The following is a 15372-nucleotide window of genomic DNA, read 5'->3' as shown; positions in this document are numbered from 1 at the left end:
CAAGTCATGAGCACACACATTCTCAAGTACGAGAGCCAGCGCGTCGCGAAGCTGTACTTCATCGCCGCGATGGGCCTCTTCGCTGGACAGATCCTGTTCGGCATCGGACTCGGCCTGCAGTACCTGCTGGGCGATCTCCTGTTCCCCTACATCCCGTTCAACATCGCCCGCATGGTCCACACGAATCTGCTGATCGTGTGGCTGCTGTTCGGCTTCATGGGCGCGGCCTACTACCTCATCCCCGAGGAGGCCGAGACCGAGCTGCACAGCCCCAGGCTGGCGATCGCCTTGTTCTGGATCTTCCTGGTGGCCGGCGCGCTGACCATCGTCGGCTACCTGACGCTGCCCTACGCAAAGCTGGCCGAGCTGACCGGCAATGAGCTGCTGCAGACCATGGGACGCGAGTTCCTCGAGCAGCCGCTGCCCACCAAGCTGGGCATCGTGGTGGTGGCGCTGGGCTTTCTCTACAACATCAGCATGACGGTGCTCAAGGGCCGCAAGACGGCGATCAGCCTGGTGCTGCTGATGGGCCTGTGGGGGCTGGCGCTGATGTTCCTGTTCAGCTTCGTCAATCCGCACAACCTGGTGCGCGACAAGATGTACTGGTGGTTCGTCGTCCACCTGTGGGTGGAGGGCGTGTGGGAGCTGATCCTGGGCGCGTTGCTGGCCTTCGTGCTGGTCAAGACCACCGGGGTCGACCGCGAGGTGATCGACAAGTGGCTGTACGTGATCATCGCCTTCGCGTTGATGACCGGCATCCTGGGCACCGGCCACCACTTCTACTTCATCGGCCTGCCGGGCTACTGGCAGTGGATCGGCAGCGTGTTCAGCGCGATGGAGCCCATCCCCTTCTTCATGATGACGGTGTTCGCCTTCAACATGGTGCAGCGGCGCCGGCGTGAACACCCCAACCAGGCGGCGATCCTGTGGGCCGTGGGCACCTCGGTGCTGGGCTTCCTGGGCGCCGGGCTGTGGGGCTTCATCCACACGCTCAGCCCGGTCAACTACTACACCCACGGCACACAGATCACCGCGGCGCACGGCCACCTGGCCTTCTACGGCGCCTACGTGCTGGTAGTGATCACGCTGATCAGCTACGCCATGCCCACGCTGCGCGGCCGCGTGGCCAACAGCAAGCAGGCGCAGAACGTGGAGATGTGGAGCTTCTGGATCATGACCATCGGCATGGCCACCATGGTGCTGGCGCTGACCGGCGCCGGCATCCTGCAGGTCTGGCTGCAGCGCATGCCCACCGACGGTGCGATGGGCTTCATGGCCACCCAGGACCAGCTGCGCTTCTTCTACTGGATCCGGGTGGTCGGTGGCGTGACCTTCCTGATCGGCCAGTTCGCCTACTTCGCCAGCTTCTTCATCGGTGGCGATCATGTGCTGAGCGAGGACCAGGCGCCGGCCCTGGGTGGCGGTGGCATCCTGCGTCGCGCCCCGGCCCGCCAGCGGATGGACTGAGATGGACCACGCCGAACAGCAGCACCTGGCCGGGCTGCCCTTCTATGCGCCGCAGGGCGGCGAGGTGGCCTTGTTCACCCACGCCTGGCGCCAGCGCCTGCCGGTGCTGATCAAGGGCCCCACCGGCTGCGGCAAGACCCGCTTCGTCGAGCACATGGCGGCCCGCCTGGGCCGGCCGCTGGTGACGGTGAGCTGCCACGATGACCTGGGCGCCGCCGACCTGGTGGGCCGCCACCTGATCGGCCCGCAGGGCACCGAGTGGCATGACGGCCCGCTGGCCCGCGCGGTGCGCAGCGGTGCGATCTGCTACCTCGACGAGGTGGTGGAGGCGCGCAAGGACACCACCGTGGTGCTGCACCCGCTGGCCGACGACCGACGCCAGTTGCCGATCGAGCGCACCGGCGAGCAGCTGCAGGCGCCGCCCGGCTTCATGCTGGTCATCAGCTACAACCCGGGCTACCAGAACCTGCTCAAGAGCCTCAAGCCCAGCACGCGCCAGCGCTTCGTGGCCCTGGACTTCGGCTACCCCGATGCGGCCACCGAGCGCGCCATCGTGCAGGCCGAGGCGGGCGTCGATGCCGGCGTGGCTGCCCAGCTGGTGCACCTGGCGCAGGGCCTGCGCCGCCTGACCGGCCACGACCTGGAGGAGACCGCCTCCACCCGCCTGCTGGTGATGGCCGCACGTCTGTCCGCCGATGGCCTGCCGCTGCGGGCGGCCTGCCGCGCCGCCATCGTCGATGCGCTGACCGATGACGCCGACACCGCGGCGGCGCTGGCCGAGGTGGTCGAGGCCAGTCTCTGAACCCTTTTGCGCGACAGTGGCCTTTCCTGGGTGCGGCCCGCTCTCCTTCTTCGTTGCGTAACCCCATGCCGCCCCGCCACCGTCGCCTTTTCCAACTCGCGTTCTTTGCGCTGTTCCTGATCGCGCCGGCCCTGGACTGGCTGCGCTTCGACCTGCACGAGGCGCAGCTGTGGTTCCTGGGTCAGCGCTGGACGCTGGGCATCGACGACTTCCGCGCCGGGCGCATCGACGCCACCCAGGCCGCGCTGGGCATCCTGCTCAAGGGCTTTCTGCCGGGGCTGCTGGCCGTGGCCGCGTTCCTGGCCGTGGCCTGGCGCTGGGGCCGGGTGTACTGCGGCTGGCTGTGTCCGCACTTCTCGATCGTCGAGCTGCTCAATGCCACGCTGCACCGCGCCTGTGCCAAGTGGAGCCTGTGGGACCGCTCGGCCACGCCGCGCGATGACCGGCCGGCGGATGCGCGCTGGTGGCCGGTGTTCTTCCTGCTCAGCGCCCTGTGCGGTGCGTTGTGGGCGATCACGCTGCTGAGCTACCTGCTGCCGCCCGCCGAAGTCTGGGGCGGCCTTGTGCACGGCACGCTGACCCCCAACCAGGCGCGTTTCCTGGCCATCGCCACGGCGGTGTTCACCGCCGAGTTCGTGCTGGCGCGCCACCTGTTCTGCCGTTTCGGCTGTGCCGTGGGCCTGTTCCAGAGCCTGGTCTGGATGGCCAACCCCAAGGGCCTGGTGGTGGCCTTTGACCGCGCGAAGGCGCGCGACTGCCAGGGCTGCGCGACACAGCGCTTCGGCCAGGGCGCCGCCTGTGACCGCGGCTGCCCGATGCGCCTGCACCCGCGCGACATCAAGCGCCGCATGTTCAGCTGCGTGCAGTGCGGCCAGTGCCTGCAGGCCTGCGACGAGTCGCAATCGGCGCGCGGTCGCGCGCCGGTGCTGGAGTGGCGCATCGGTGCCGATGCGGTGCGCGAAACCCTGCGCCAGCGGCGCGAAGACCGGGGAGCTTGAGGTGGAAGAGTGGATTGGTCGGCAGTGGCATCGCCTGGTCACCCAGGCCGCCTCGCGCGAGCATGCGGCAGCGGCGGTCACGCTGGAAGAGGTGCAGCGCACACTGGCGCTGCTGTTCCGCGCCGGGGGTGGTGACAGCGCGGTGCGCCTGGCGCCCGTGGGCGAGCGTGCCGTGGGCGGCCCGCGAGACTGGCTGCAGCGCCTGGCCGGCAGCGGCCAGCGCGCTGCCGTGGGTCAGCTCAGCGAACAGGTGCTGGCCCTGCCGCCGCGCCTGGCGGTGTTCGCTGAGCGCTCCCTGAACCGTGACCTCTACATCTGGCTCGCGGCCCTGGCGGCGCACGACGCGCCAACGGGCGACTGGCTGGTGGACCAGACCCGCGCCAGCGCCGCCGCGCTGCAGCAATGGCCCGGCCTGCGCCAGCGCCATGCGCGCCTGCTGGCGGCCCACCTGGCCCAGCGCCCGGCGCCCGGCACGCTGCGTGGCGGCGCGGCCCGCGCCGAGCGCCTGGTGCAACAGACCCTGCGCGGCCAGCCGGTGCCGCTGGACACCGGCATCGGCCCGGCCGACGTGGCGCCGGTGTGGCTGTGGCTGGAGGCGAGCGCCGTGCCGGCGGCCGCGGCGTCCGGCCGCCGCGACCCCAGCGGTGATGCCCCCGCGGCCGGCGACACCGTCAGCGACCGCACGCGCCGCCGCGCCGAGCGGGTGGCCCACGACACCCCGCGCGCGCCGCTGATGATGTTCTTCCGCGCCGAGTCCATCCTCAGCTGGGGCGAGTTCGTGCGCGTGAACCGCGCCACCGATGACGACGACAACCCCGATGCCTTGCAGGCCGCCAACGACATGGACCGCCTGGCCATCGCCCCCGATGGTCAGCGCAGCGCCTCGCGGGTGCGCTTTGACCTGGACCTGCCCAGCGCCGCGGTGGACGACCAGCCGCTGGGCGCGCCCGAGCGCCTGCCCGAATGGGACTGGAAGCGCCAGCGCCTGCTGGCCGACCACTGCGCGGTGCAGCGGGTGGTGGCGCCGGCGCCGGCCGCCTTCGTGCCCACGCCCGAGCTGCGCCGCACCGCGCGCCAGGTGCGCCGTCGGCTGGAGCTGCTGCGCGCGGCCCCTGAGCGCCAACGCGGCGAGGCCGAGGGCGATGAGATCGACCTCGACGCCTGGGTGCGCCACCGCATCGATGCCGCCACGGGCGCGGTCAGCGGCGAGCCGCGGGTGTTCCAGCGCGCCCGCCGCAGCGGCCGCAGCCTGGCCACGCTGCTGCTGGCCGACCTGTCGCTGTCCACCGACGCCCATGTCTGGCTGGGTGGCGGCGACCAGCAGCGCAGCGCCCGCGTGATCGATGTGATCCGCGACGCGCTGTATGTGTTCGGCGAGGCCTTGCAGGCCAGCGGCGATGCCTTCGAGATGCTGGGCTTCTCGTCGGTGCGCCGCCAGCAGGTGCGCATCCAGCACCTCAAGGGCTTTGACGAGCGCTGGGCCGCGCCGGCGCAGGCCCGCGTGGGCGCGATCAAGCCCGGCTACTACACCCGCATGGGCGCCGCGATCCGCCATGCCAGCGCGCGCCTGGCCCAGCGCCCCGAACGCCAGCGTCTGCTGCTGCTGCTCACCGACGGCAAGCCCAACGACCTGGACCACTACGAGGGCCGCTGGGGCCTGGAGGACACGCGCCACGCGGTGCACGAGGCGCGCGCGCTGGGCCTGACCCCGTTTGCCGTGACCATCGACGAGCAGGCCCACGACTACCTGCCGATGCTCTTCGGCGAGCACGGCTGGGCCCTGGTGCACCGGCCGCAGGCGCTGGTGCAACGGCTGGCGGCGGTGCAGGCGCGGCTGGCAGGTGCTTGATGCGTGGCTTGATGCGAGTCAAGACTTGAGCGGCATCGACGCACCACAATGGCGCCTCGGCGCAAGGCCGCAGGAGACACCGATGGAAGCGCGCCACTTCGACATACCCCGCTACCTGGCCGTGTTGCCGCTGTTCCAGGAGATGACGCCGCCGGAGCTGCAGCGCCTGGCCGAAGGCTGTCGGCTGCGCCGCTTTGCGCGCGGCGAGGATGTCTTCCGCCTGGGCGAGCCCTGCGACGAGTTGCACGTCACGGTGATGGGCCAGGTCAAGCTGTTTGCGCTGTCGCCGGCCGGCCAGGAAAAGGTGATCGAGCTGATCGGTCCCGGCAACAGCTTTGCCGAGGCGCTGATGTTCACCGGCAAGCCCTACATCATCAACGCCCAGGCGCTGAACGACACCTTGCTGCTGTCGGTGGGCAAGGCGGCGGTGCTGCGCGAGATCGAGAACGACCCGCGCTTTGCGCTGCGCATGCTGGCCGGCATCTCGCGCCGCCTGCACGGCCTGGTGCACGATGTGCAGGCCTATGCGCTGCACAGCGGCATGCAGCGCGTCATCGGCTACCTGCTGCGCGACCTGCCCGACCATGCCGACGATGCCGCCGGCATGACGTTGGCCGATGCCGGTGGCACGCCGATGCCGCTGCCGCCGCGCGAGCACCGCGTGTCTCTGCCGGTCAGCAAGGCCACGATCGCCTCGCGCCTGTCGCTGACGCCCGAGTACTTCTCGCGCGTGCTGCACGAGCTGGCCGCGCAGGGCCTGATCACGATCGACAAGCGCGATATCCTGATCCCCGACCCGGCCCGCCTGGCCGGTCACCCGCTGCAGTGAGTGGATGGACCCGAGCCGCCGTCTGTTCCTGCGCGGTGCGCAGCCCGCTGTGGTCACGCCGCCGCGGCCGCCCTGGGCGCTGCGGCCTGAGCGCGCCTTCACCGAGCGTTGCACCCGCTGCGGCGATTGCGTGCGCGCCTGCCCGCACGCGCTGCTGTCGGCGGGCGATGGCGGCTATCCGCAGATTGCCTTCACGCGCCAGGGCTGCACGCTGTGTGGCGACTGCCGACGCGCCTGCCCCAGCGGCGCGCTGGACCCGCAGGCCACCGACGCCTTCACCGCGCGCGTGAGCGTGGCCCGTCACTGCCTGGCCGAGCGCGGCGTGGAGTGCCGCGTCTGCGCTGAAGCCTGCGATGCGCGGGCGTTGCGCTTTCGGCCGCAGCCCGGCGGCGTCTGGCGGCTGCAGGTGGACCTGGGGGCCTGCACCGGTTGCGGCGCCTGCGTGGCGCCGTGTCCGGTGGGGGCGATCACGCTGCGCGAGCGCTCGCAGGGCGCAGTGGCGGGCTGAGCGGCTGGGCCGCCTGTGGCTGGCCCGACTGGACGCCGCCGCCGTGGCATGGCATGGTCAGGGCATGCGCAAACTCGTCGTGACCCTCACGCTGGCTCTGCTGGCGCCCGGGGCGTGGGCCCAGCAGGCCGCGCCATCGCCGCTGCTGGGCCACTGGTCGGTCGATCTGACCCGCCTGCCCATCCCCGAGGCCATGCGGCCCCGCAGCGTCATGATCCGCTTTGCCGACGCTGGGCCGCAGCGGCTGTCCACCACCGTGGAGGTGGTCGATCCGCGCGGCACCGTGCTGCGGGCCGACAGCACCAGCACGCTGGATGGTCGTGCCACGCCGGTCAGCGGCAACCTGGAGGCCGACACGGCCGCGTTCACGCAGCCGGCGCCGGGCGTGCTCGTGATGCAGCTGGCGCGGGGCGGCCAGCCGGCCTCCACGCGGATCTACACCGTCTCGGCCGATGGCCAGTCGATGACCGAAACCGTGGCCTATTTCAACGACGCCGGGCAGCCGGCGCTGCGGGCCAACCAGTTCCAGCGTGCGCCGGCCGCTGCTGTGGGCCGATGACCCGGTTCCTGATCGTGCTGCTGGTGGCGCTGGGTGCGGCCCTGGCCAGCAACCCGGGCGCCGATGCCCACCGTGCCAAGCTCAAGGCCGAGATCGCCGAGCGCAGCCAGATCGCTGGTGTGCTGGGTCTGGGCGGGCTGGCGGCGCTGGTGTCCACCTACCACACGCTGGGCGTGGCCTCGTACACCACCATCAACGACCGGGTGGTGAGCTATGGCGCCTTCGGGCTGGTGGTGATTCCCGAGCTGAACAGCGGCCGCTGATGCTCAGCGCGCCGTGCTGGCGGCAGGTGCCGTCGGCGGCAGTTCGGCCGCCGCCTCCTTGGGCGCACCGATGTTCTGCTCGATCGCCGGCAGCGTGTGGGCAATGCCCTTGTGGCAGTCGATGCAGGTCTGGCCGGCGTTGACCGCCTCCTGGTGGCGCCGGGCCGAGCGCTGGTTCTGCTCGGCGTAGTCCATGTAGGCGAAGTTGTGGCAGTTGCGGCATTCCTGGCTGTCATTGGCCTTCATGCGCGCCCATTCATGGCCGGCCAGCTCGGCCCGCTTGGCGTTGAACTTCTCGGGCGTGTCGATGCTGCCCAGGATCTTGTGCAGCACCTCGTTGCTCGCCTGGATCTTGCGCACGATCTTCGGGCCCCATTCCTTGGGCACGTGGCAGTCGGGGCAGGTGGCGCGCACACCGGTGCGGTTGTTGTAGTGGATGGTGTTGCGGTACTCGGCGTAGACGTTGTCCTTCATCTCGTGGCACGAGATGCAGAAGGCTTCGCGGTTGGTCCACTCCATGGCGGTGTTGAAGCCGCCCCAGAAGATGATGCCGCCGATGAAGGCGATGGCCAGCAGGCCGAAGGCGGGCGTCTTGATGAAGGCCCAGCAGCGGGCGATCAGGCCGGTTTGGGGGGTGTCGGTCATGGCGTGGGCCTCACTGCATGCCGCGGGCGCGCTGGAAGGTGTTCTCCACCAGCGGCTTGGCGTCGGTCTGCGGCACGTGGCACTGGGTGCAGAAGTAGCGGCGCGGGCTGATGTTGTCCAGTTCCTGGCCATCGCGGGTCTTGAAGTGCGTCACGCTCACCCGGGTGGCGCCGCTGGCCTTGGCCTTGCCGAAGGAGTGGCAGTCCATGCACTTGTTGAAATTCTTGGTGATCTGGTAGCCGCTGATGGTGTGCGGGATCAGCGGTGGCTGCTGCATGAAGTCGCGGTCCGCGGGCGCATGGTCACGCTCCTGCTTGATGGCCGTGGGGGCGTTGTCCTGGTTCAGCGGCGTGCCGCCGCGCAGGCCTTGCAGCTTGACCGGGCCGGTGGGCGCGGGCGCGTCGGCGGCACTGGCCAGGTCGGCGCCCATCCACACGAGCCCGGCGGCCAGCAGCAACTTGGCAAAGGTGTTGAACAGCGTGCTCATCAGGATCTCCGGGTGTCGAATCGGTGGGTCAGGGTGAAGACGTCGGGGCCGCAGACATCGATGCAGCGGCCGCAATTGGTGCAGGCGGCGTCCAGGATCACGGGCGAGGCGCCGCCCTTGCCCTTCAGCGCGATCGGGATGACCTGCGGCTCCGGGCACACGGCGTAGCAGTCGGCGCAGTCATTGCAGCGGCTGCTGTGGCGGGCCGACACGCGCAGCAGCGAGGCCTGGCCGATCAGCGCATACAGCGCGCCCTGCGGACAGACATGGCCGCACCAGCCGCGCGGCGCCACCAGCAGGTCGAACAGGAACACCGCGGCGGTGATGCCCCAGGCGATGCCGCCGCCAAAGACCAGTGCGCGCTGCGTCATGCTGACTGGGTTGACGGCTTCCCAGGCCGGCAGACCGAACACCGCGCTGGCCAGCAGCACCGCGCCCAGCAGCCAGTGGCGCAGCGTGCCACGCGGTGCGCGGCCGGTGCTGATGGCCAGGCGCCGGCGCAGCCAGGCGGCGGTGTCGGTGACCACGCCGACCGGGCAGACCCAGGCGCAGAACGTGCGGCCACCCACCAGCGCATAGAAGGCGATGACGATGCCCGCACCCACCAGCGCCGACAACTCGGGCACATGGCGCGCGGCCAGGGTCTGCGCCAGCACGAAGGGGTCGGTCAGCGGCAGCACGCCCAGCGTCAGGCTGCTGGCCAGGTTGCCCTTGACGATCCACACGCCCAGCCACGGCCCGGCCAGGAACAGGGCCAGCAGGGCCAGCTGGGTCAGGCGGCGCAGCAGCCACCAGCGGTGCGCGGCCAGCCAGCCCTTGTCGTGCACGGCGGCCGCACCCGGGCGCGCCACGATGGCGCTGCGCTTCAGGCCGAAGCTGCGCGACTCGGCGGGCGACAGCGGGGTGCTGCTCACTTCGCGGCCTCCGAAGCGCTGGCATAGGGCGCTGCGCCCGAGCGCAACGGGTTCAGGTCACCGGGCACCGGGTGCTCGGGCAGCCGCTGCACGGGGGCATCAAACTGCGGGCGGCCGGCGCGGTTGGCGGCATCCCACCCTTTGCGGTAGTGGTGGCCCAGTTCGCCGCGGGCCAGCTGGGTGGGCAGCACCTTGATCGCGGCCTGCTCCAGCACGCAGCTCTTCTCGCACTTGCCGCAGCCGGTGCACTGCTCGGCGTTGACCGTGGGCAGGAGCATGGCGTGGCGGTCGGAGCGCGGGTTGCTGACCTTGACCAGCGAGATGGCCTGGTCGATCAGCGGGCACACGCGGTAGCAGACATCGCAGCGCAGGCCCAGGAAGTTCAGGCAGTTCTCCTGGTCGATCAGCACCGCGGTGCCCATGCGGGCCTGGGCGATGTCGGTGAGCGCCGGGTCGAGCGCCCCGGTGGGGCAGGCCTTGACGCAGGGCACGGCCTCGCACATCTCGCAGGGGATCTCGCGCGCCACGAAGTAGGGCGTGCCGATGGCCACGTCGGCGGCCAGGCCGGCGCCCCACTGGCTGAGCTTCAGGTTCTGGGGCGGACAGTCGCGCACGCACAGGCCGCAGCGCACGCAGGCGGCCAGGAAGCGCTCGTCGTCGAGCGCACCGGGTGGGCGCAGCGCCTGGGCCGGTCGGGCCAGTGCCGGGCGGCCGGCCAGGGCCGCGCCGCCAGCGATCAGGCCGGCGGTGGCGGCGCTGGCAGCGCCTTGCATCAGTTCGCGACGGTTCATGTCAGCCCCTCGCCCAGCAGGTACGCCGGTCGATCCCCCGGGGGGATCGCGCCCGCCTTGGGGCGGCCCGGCGCCGGGCGCGCGAAAACGCTTCGACTCGCATCAGCTCAGGCCTCAGGCGCGCACCACCTTGACGGCGCACTTCTTGAAGTCGGTCTCCTTGGAGATCGGGCAGGTGGCGTCCAGCGTCAGCTTGTTGACCAGCCGGCCCTCGTCGAAGAAGGGTACGAAGACCAGGCCGCGCGGCACCTTGTTGCGGCCCTTGGTCTCGACCGCCAGCGTGATCTCGCCACGGCGCGAGGCCACCTTGACCTGCATGCCGCGCTGGATGCCGCGCGCCTGGGCGTCATCGGGGTGCATGAAGACCACGGCCTCGGGCACCGCGCGGTGCAGTTCGGCCACGCGGCGCGTCATGCTGCCGGTATGCCAGTGCTCGAGCACGCGGCCGGTGCACAGCCACAGATCGAAGTCCTTGTCGGGCGACTCGGCGGCGGGCTGGTAGGGCAGGGCGAAGATGTTGGCCTTGCCGTCCTTGTGGCCGTAGAACTTGATGCCCTCGCCGGCCTTGACGTAGGGGTCGTAGCCCTCGCGGAAGCGCCACAGCGTTTCCTTGCCGCCCACCACCGGCCAGCGCAGGCCGCGGGCCTCGTGGTACACATCAAAGGCCGCCAGGTCGTGGCCGTGGCCACGGCCGAATTCGGCGTATTCCTCGAACAGGCCCTTCTGCACATAGAAGCCGAAGGCCTCGGACTCGGCGTTCTTGTAGCCGGCGATGTACTTGCCGTTGACCTTGCCCAGGTCGGCCACCGGGTACTTGTTGACCTTGCCGTTCTTGAATAGCACGTCGAACAGCGTCTTGCCCTTGACCGACGGCATCTTGGCGATCAGCTCCGCCGGCCAGACCTCCTCGATCTTGAAGCGCTTGCTGAACTCCATCATCTGCCACAGGTCCGAGCGCGCCTGGCCCGGTGCGGCCACCTGCTGGCGCCAGAACTGGGTGCGGCGCTCGGCGTTGCCGAAGGCGCCTTCCTTCTCCACCCACATGGCCGCGGGCAGCACCAGATCAGCGGCCATGGCGCTGACGGTGGGGTAGGGGTCGCTGACCACCACGAAGGCCTTCGGGTTGCGCCAGCCCGGCAGGATCTCGCCGTTGATGTTGGGGCCGGCCTGCATGTTGTTGGTGGTGCTGGTCCAGTAGCAGCGGACCTTGCCGTCCTTCAGTGCGCGGCTCTGGGCCACGGCGTGCAGACCGATCTTGTCGGGGATGGTGCCTTCCGGCACGCCCCAGATCTCCTCGGTGTGGTGGCGGTGCTCGGGGTTGGTGACCACCATGTCGGCCGGCAGGCGGTGCGCGAAGGTGCCCACTTCGCGGGCGGTGCCGCAGGCGCTGGGCTGGCCAGTCAGGCTGAACGGGCCCGAGCCCGGCGTGCTGATCTTGCCGGTCAGCAGGTGGATGTTGTAGACCATGTTGTTGGCCCAGGTGCCGCGCGTGTGCTGGTTGAAGCCCATGGTCCAGAACGACACCAGCTTGACCTTCGGGTCGGCGTAGAGCTTGGCCAGTTCCTCCAGCTGCTTGACGGGCACGCCCGACAGCGCACTGACCTTCTCGGCGGTGTACTCGCTGACGAACCTGGCGTAGTCCTCGAAGCTGATCGGCGTAGCGTCGTTCGGGCTGCCCTTGGGCTTGCCGTCGGCGCCGGGGTAGCCGTTGGCGGTGGCGTCCTTCTCCAGCGGGTGGACCGGGCGCAGGCCGTAGCCGATGTCGGTGGCGCCCTTCTTGAAGTTGACGTTCTTCTTCACGAACTCGGTGTTCACCTTCTTGTTCGTGATGATGTAGTGGGCGATGAAGTTGAGGATGGCCAGGTCGGTCTGCGGCGTGAAGATCATGCCGCTGTCGGCCAGGTCGAAGCTGCGGTGCTCGAAGGTGGACAGCACGGCGACCTTGACGTGCGGCGCCGACAGCCGGCGGTCGGTGATGCGGCTCCACAGGATGGGGTGCATCTCGGCCATGTTGCTGCCCCACAGCACGAAGGCGTCGGCCTGCTCGATGTCGTCGTAGCAGCCCATCGGCTCGTCGATGCCGAAGGTGCGCATGAAGCCGGTCACCGCGCTGGCCATGCAGTGGCGGGCGTTGGGGTCGATGTTGTTGGTGCGAAAGCCCGCCTTCCACAGCTTGCTGGCGGCATAGCCTTCCCAGATCGTCCACTGGCCCGAGCCGAACATCGCCACCGCGTTCGGGCCCTCGGCCTTGATGGCCTCCTTCCACTTGGCGGCCATGGTGTCGAAGGCCTCGTCCCAGCTGACGGGCGTGAACTCGCCGTCCTTGTCGTAGACGCCGTTCTTCTTGCGCAGCAACGGCGTCTGCAGCCGGTCCTTGCCGTACATGATCTTGGACAGGAAGTAGCCCTTGATGCAGTTCAGCCCGCGGTTGACCGGGGCTTCCGGGTCGCCCTGGGTGGCCACCACGCGGCCGTCCTGCACGCCCACCATCACCGAGCAGCCGGTGCCGCAGAAGCGGCAGGGCGCCTTGTCCCAGCGCACGCCGGTGGCGGCGGCGGCCTTGTCGGGGGGCGGCGCGGCCTCGGCGACGAGGGGAATGCCGGCCGCAGCGGCGCTGGCGGCAAGAGCCTGGGACTTCAGGAAATCACGGCGGTTGGCTTGCATGGTGAGGTCTCCTGCCGGGGCCGCGCGGGGCGCGGTGGGCATCACGGGGAAGGGGAAAAGGGGTTCAGGGTCGAGACTAGGGAACAACCCTGGGGCTGTCCTTGAACCGGTTCAAGTCGGCGTGCGGGGCACCGGCGACAGGCTGTCGCGCCAGGCGCGGTAGTCCATGGCGTCGCTGCCTTCGGGCGCCGGGGCGTCGGGGCCCGAGTACTCGTAGACCAGCGAGGTGCCCATCACCTCAGGCCACTGGGCCACCTGCGCCAGCGTGGCGGCAGCGCTGACGGGGCGGCCATCGGCCCATGCGTCTTCGATCACCGCCACCAGGCGGCCGTCGCCCGGGTTCAGCGCCAGGTCCACGCCGGGCAGGCCGGCCAGGCGCTGTGCCACCGGGGCGGCGTGCTCGGGGCGCGTGCGCACCACCGTGCCCAGGATGCTCATGCGGGTCTCCTCAGTGTCGGGTCTCTGAGGCTGCACTGTGCGCCGACGGCCGCCAGCGTGCCTTGACGATTGTCAAGAACCTACATATTGAATACAGCTTATGTCCTGGGCTGTCGCTGCGCCGGCCGGCCCGGGTCGCTCAGTGCGAGGTGCCTTCGCTGCGGCTGATCTTGTTCCACACGTTGTACTTGCCCACTGGCTTGCTCATGGGCAGGCGCTTGATCTCTTTGAGCGTGGTGGCGTCATAAATGATCAGCGCGCCGTCCATCTCCCACAGGCTGGCCAGCGCGTAGCGGCCATCCTTGGTGAACTCGATGTGCGCCAGCGTGCGGCCCGGCTCGCGCACCGTGGCCACCGGCTGCAGGGTGGCCTTGTCGATCAGCGTGAGCGTGTCCTTGGCCGTGGGGCTCATCATCGAATCGGTCCAGGCGTAGCGGCTGCGTTCGTGGCTGCGCATGAAGAAGCCCGGGCCCGGCGTGGTGATCGTGGCCACCGGCTTCCAGGTGGCCATGTCGATCACATCGACGCCGTTGCCCTTGAGGTTGGGGCTGGCCAGCACGGTGGTGTTCTTCCAGGCCCAGGTGATGCCCGAGCCCAGGTGCGGCATGCCGGCCAGCGGCAGGTCGGCCACCTTGCGGCGGATGTCCAGGTTCACCACCTGCGCGGTGGCCGCGCCGGCCTCGGTCCTGGGCCCGGATGTGGGAACGGCCTTCGGCCGTGTAGCCCCCAGCACATGGCGGTAGCCCTGGTCGAAGAAGAAGTCGTCCAGCGGCTCGTCCAGCGGTGTGCGGCGCACGCCCAGGAAGCCCGGCTTGGCGATCGCCTCGCCCATCTGGTAGTCGTGCACCAGGCCATCGTGGATGGGCGCGGCCTGCGGGTCGTAGGAGATCTCCCACAGTTCGGGCAGGTCCTTCAGCGCGACGATGAAGCTGCGCCGAGGCGCCGCGTCGTACACCGCCGAGACACGGCTGGCCGCCTTGCCATCGAGCGTGCTGGCGTCATAGGTACGCACCAGGTTCAGGTCGGCATCGAACAGCGCCAGTGTGCGCGGCAGGTAGTTGGCCGCCATCACATAGCGCCCGTCACCGCTGACCGCGATGTTGCGCATGTTCAGCCCCGCCCGCACCTCGGCCACCACTGCCAGGTTCCACAGGTCGAACTTGGTGATCCAGCCATCGCGCGAGCCGAGGAACACATAACGCCCCTCGGGCGTGAACTTCGGCCCGCCATGCAGCGCATAGCGGCTGGCAAAGCGGTGGATCACCTCGAAGCGGTCGCCATCGACCAGCGACACATGGTGATCGCCCCCTTCCACCACCACGAACAGGTTCATCGGATCGGCCTGCCACAGCGGCCGCGCCGGCAGCGCATCGGCACCGGCCAGCGCCACGCGCGAGGCGCGGATGTCGGCCTCGGCCCAGCGCGGCGCCTGCAGCACCGGCTGGTAGACCCACTGCGCCAGCGCCGCGATCTCATCGGCCGACAGCTGCGAGCCAAAGCCCGGCATCTGCGTGGCCACGCGGCCCTGCGCGATGGTGCGCTGCGCCTCGGCCGGACGCAGGCGCTCCAGGCTCTCAGGCAACAGGGCCGGGCCCATGCCGCCGGTGCGCTGCTCGCCGTGGCAACTGGCGCAGTGCTGACGAAACAAGGCCGCGGCGTCGGGCAGCGCCTGCGCCAGCACCAGGGGCGCCAGCAGCGCGCCAATCAGGGCCAGGCCAAGCCGGGCCAACAGTGTTGATGGGCTCATGCCGCGGACTCTAGGCATCACCGACCCGACTGGCCTTGAACCGGTTCAGGTTCTGAGTCGATCTGTCAGCCCCGCGCGAGCCCGCGGGCCGCCCTTGGCAAACGCAGGCCAGGACTGCAGAATGGTTTGTAACAGGCGCCGGTTTTCGCGCCCGAATTAATACTGGATAAACATCCAGTCAGACCAGGGAAAAAGACAGATGCGACAGACACTTGCGGCCGCCCGTGGCGGCCATCTTAGGGCGCAGTGGTCCAATAGTGGCGCAGGCTGTTGATCCCTAAAACACGTTGAACTAAACCGCTGACGCGGTGGCTGCCTGCGCAGGGTGGTCACCGCGTTTGACGTTGATGGGGGAGCTTGCCTGGGAAGGCGAGCAGGAGAAGCCTTCGGGGTTGGGGAATGGTCCCCGGC

At 69.9% G+C, this 15372-nt stretch carries 15 protein-coding genes; 8 read left to right on the top strand and 7 right to left on the bottom strand.

Features of this window, described 5'->3' with window-relative positions:
• Positions 1-6: 6 nt before the first annotated feature.
• The 8 genes from KAK06_RS21840 to KAK06_RS21805 all read left to right on the top strand — a co-directional run bounded on the left by KAK06_RS21840 (position 7) and on the right by KAK06_RS21805 (position 7275).
• Entirely contained in the window at positions 7-1467 is a 1461-nt protein-coding gene (locus tag KAK06_RS21840) for a cbb3-type cytochrome c oxidase subunit I (protein ID WP_210804286.1), read from the top strand.
• A 1-nt stretch (position 1468) separates the two neighbouring features.
• Positions 1469-2269 carry a CbbQ/NirQ/NorQ/GpvN family protein gene (locus tag KAK06_RS21835; RefSeq protein WP_210804285.1) on the top strand — a complete coding sequence of 267 codons (801 nt, stop codon included), beginning with the start codon at positions 1469-1471 and terminating at the stop codon, positions 2267-2269.
• 65 nt (positions 2270-2334) lie between these two features.
• Complete coding sequence (locus KAK06_RS21830; protein WP_210804284.1) at positions 2335-3267, top strand: 4Fe-4S binding protein; 933 nt, start codon at positions 2335-2337, stop codon at positions 3265-3267.
• Between the two features lies 1 nt (position 3268).
• Complete coding sequence (locus tag KAK06_RS21825; RefSeq protein ID WP_210804283.1) at positions 3269-5116, top strand: nitric oxide reductase activation protein NorD; 1848 nt, start codon at positions 3269-3271, stop codon at positions 5114-5116.
• A gap of 82 nt (positions 5117-5198) precedes the next feature.
• On the top strand, positions 5199-5945 hold the full coding sequence (locus KAK06_RS21820; protein ID WP_210804282.1) for a Crp/Fnr family transcriptional regulator: 747 nt from the start codon (positions 5199-5201) through the stop codon (positions 5943-5945).
• A gap of 4 nt (positions 5946-5949) precedes the next feature.
• On the top strand, positions 5950-6453 hold the full coding sequence (gene napF / locus KAK06_RS21815; RefSeq protein WP_210804281.1) for a ferredoxin-type protein NapF: 504 nt from the start codon (positions 5950-5952) through the stop codon (positions 6451-6453).
• Positions 6454-6517: 64 nt separating this feature from the next.
• On the top strand, positions 6518-7012 hold the full coding sequence (locus KAK06_RS21810; RefSeq protein WP_210804280.1) for a hypothetical protein: 495 nt from the start codon (positions 6518-6520) through the stop codon (positions 7010-7012).
• Complete coding sequence (locus KAK06_RS21805; protein WP_210804279.1) at positions 7009-7275, top strand: hypothetical protein; 267 nt, start codon at positions 7009-7011, stop codon at positions 7273-7275. Before KAK06_RS21810 ends, KAK06_RS21805 begins: the two co-directional genes overlap by 4 nt.
• A gap of 3 nt (positions 7276-7278) precedes the next feature.
• On the opposite strand, the gene KAK06_RS21800 is transcribed toward KAK06_RS21805, so the two are convergent.
• From KAK06_RS21800 to KAK06_RS21770, 7 genes are all read right to left on the bottom strand, one after another.
• Positions 7279-7920, bottom strand: a complete 642-nt coding sequence (locus KAK06_RS21800; protein WP_210804278.1) for a NapC/NirT family cytochrome c — start codon at positions 7918-7920, stop codon at positions 7279-7281.
• Between the two features lie 10 nt (positions 7921-7930).
• Positions 7931-8407 (bottom strand): nitrate reductase cytochrome c-type subunit, encoded by a 477-nt coding sequence (locus tag KAK06_RS21795; protein ID WP_210804277.1) that lies wholly within the window; start codon positions 8405-8407, stop codon positions 7931-7933.
• Positions 8407-9321 carry a quinol dehydrogenase ferredoxin subunit NapH gene (napH, locus tag KAK06_RS21790; protein WP_310741138.1) on the bottom strand — a complete coding sequence of 305 codons (915 nt, stop codon included), beginning with the start codon at positions 9319-9321 and terminating at the stop codon, positions 8407-8409. The genes KAK06_RS21795 and napH overlap by 1 nt, the downstream gene beginning before the upstream one ends.
• Positions 9318-10112 (bottom strand): ferredoxin-type protein NapG, encoded by a 795-nt coding sequence (napG, locus tag KAK06_RS21785; protein WP_210804276.1) that lies wholly within the window; start codon positions 10110-10112, stop codon positions 9318-9320. Before napG ends, napH begins: the two co-directional genes overlap by 4 nt.
• Before the next feature lie 114 nt (positions 10113-10226).
• The gene (gene napA, locus KAK06_RS21780; RefSeq protein WP_210804275.1) at positions 10227-12776 is read right to left on the bottom strand and encodes a nitrate reductase catalytic subunit NapA; all 2550 of its coding nucleotides are present in this window, start codon (positions 12774-12776) and stop codon (positions 10227-10229) included.
• 111 nt (positions 12777-12887) lie between these two features.
• Complete coding sequence (locus KAK06_RS21775; protein WP_210804274.1) at positions 12888-13214, bottom strand: chaperone NapD; 327 nt, start codon at positions 13212-13214, stop codon at positions 12888-12890.
• A 139-nt stretch (positions 13215-13353) separates the two neighbouring features.
• Entirely contained in the window at positions 13354-14961 is a 1608-nt protein-coding gene (locus tag KAK06_RS21770; RefSeq protein ID WP_247653046.1) for a nitrite reductase, read from the bottom strand.
• Positions 14962-15372: the final 411 nt, after the last annotated feature.

It is taken from the genome of Ideonella aquatica, from assembly GCF_018069755.1.
GTDB lineage: Bacteria > Pseudomonadota > Gammaproteobacteria > Burkholderiales > Burkholderiaceae_C > Ideonella > Ideonella aquatica.
The sequence above is the reverse complement of the archived record's forward strand: the minus strand, read 5'-3'. Positions and strand labels throughout refer to the sequence as shown.

Coding starts and splice junctions, on each gene's coding strand:
- KAK06_RS21840 (WP_210804286.1), top strand. CDS start 7: ATGAGCACACACATTCTCAAGTACGAGAGCCAGCGCGTCGCGAAGCTG.
- KAK06_RS21835 (WP_210804285.1), top strand. CDS start 1,469: ATGGACCACGCCGAACAGCAGCACCTGGCCGGGCTGCCCTTCTATGCG.
- KAK06_RS21830 (WP_210804284.1), top strand. CDS start 2,335: ATGCCGCCCCGCCACCGTCGCCTTTTCCAACTCGCGTTCTTTGCGCTG.
- KAK06_RS21820 (WP_210804282.1), top strand. CDS start 5,199: ATGGAAGCGCGCCACTTCGACATACCCCGCTACCTGGCCGTGTTGCCG.
- napF (WP_210804281.1), top strand. CDS start 5,950: ATGGACCCGAGCCGCCGTCTGTTCCTGCGCGGTGCGCAGCCCGCTGTG.
- KAK06_RS21810 (WP_210804280.1), top strand. CDS start 6,518: ATGCGCAAACTCGTCGTGACCCTCACGCTGGCTCTGCTGGCGCCCGGG.
- KAK06_RS21805 (WP_210804279.1), top strand. CDS start 7,009: ATGACCCGGTTCCTGATCGTGCTGCTGGTGGCGCTGGGTGCGGCCCTG.
- KAK06_RS21800 (WP_210804278.1), bottom strand. CDS start 7,920: ATGACCGACACCCCCCAAACCGGCCTGATCGCCCGCTGCTGGGCCTTC.
- KAK06_RS21795 (WP_210804277.1), bottom strand. CDS start 8,407: ATGAGCACGCTGTTCAACACCTTTGCCAAGTTGCTGCTGGCCGCCGGG.
- napG (WP_210804276.1), bottom strand. CDS start 10,112: ATGAACCGTCGCGAACTGATGCAAGGCGCTGCCAGCGCCGCCACCGCC.
- napA (WP_210804275.1), bottom strand. CDS start 12,776: ATGCAAGCCAACCGCCGTGATTTCCTGAAGTCCCAGGCTCTTGCCGCC.
- KAK06_RS21775 (WP_210804274.1), bottom strand. CDS start 13,214: ATGAGCATCCTGGGCACGGTGGTGCGCACGCGCCCCGAGCACGCCGCC.
- KAK06_RS21770 (WP_247653046.1), bottom strand. CDS start 14,961: ATGAGCCCATCAACACTGTTGGCCCGGCTTGGCCTGGCCCTGATTGGC.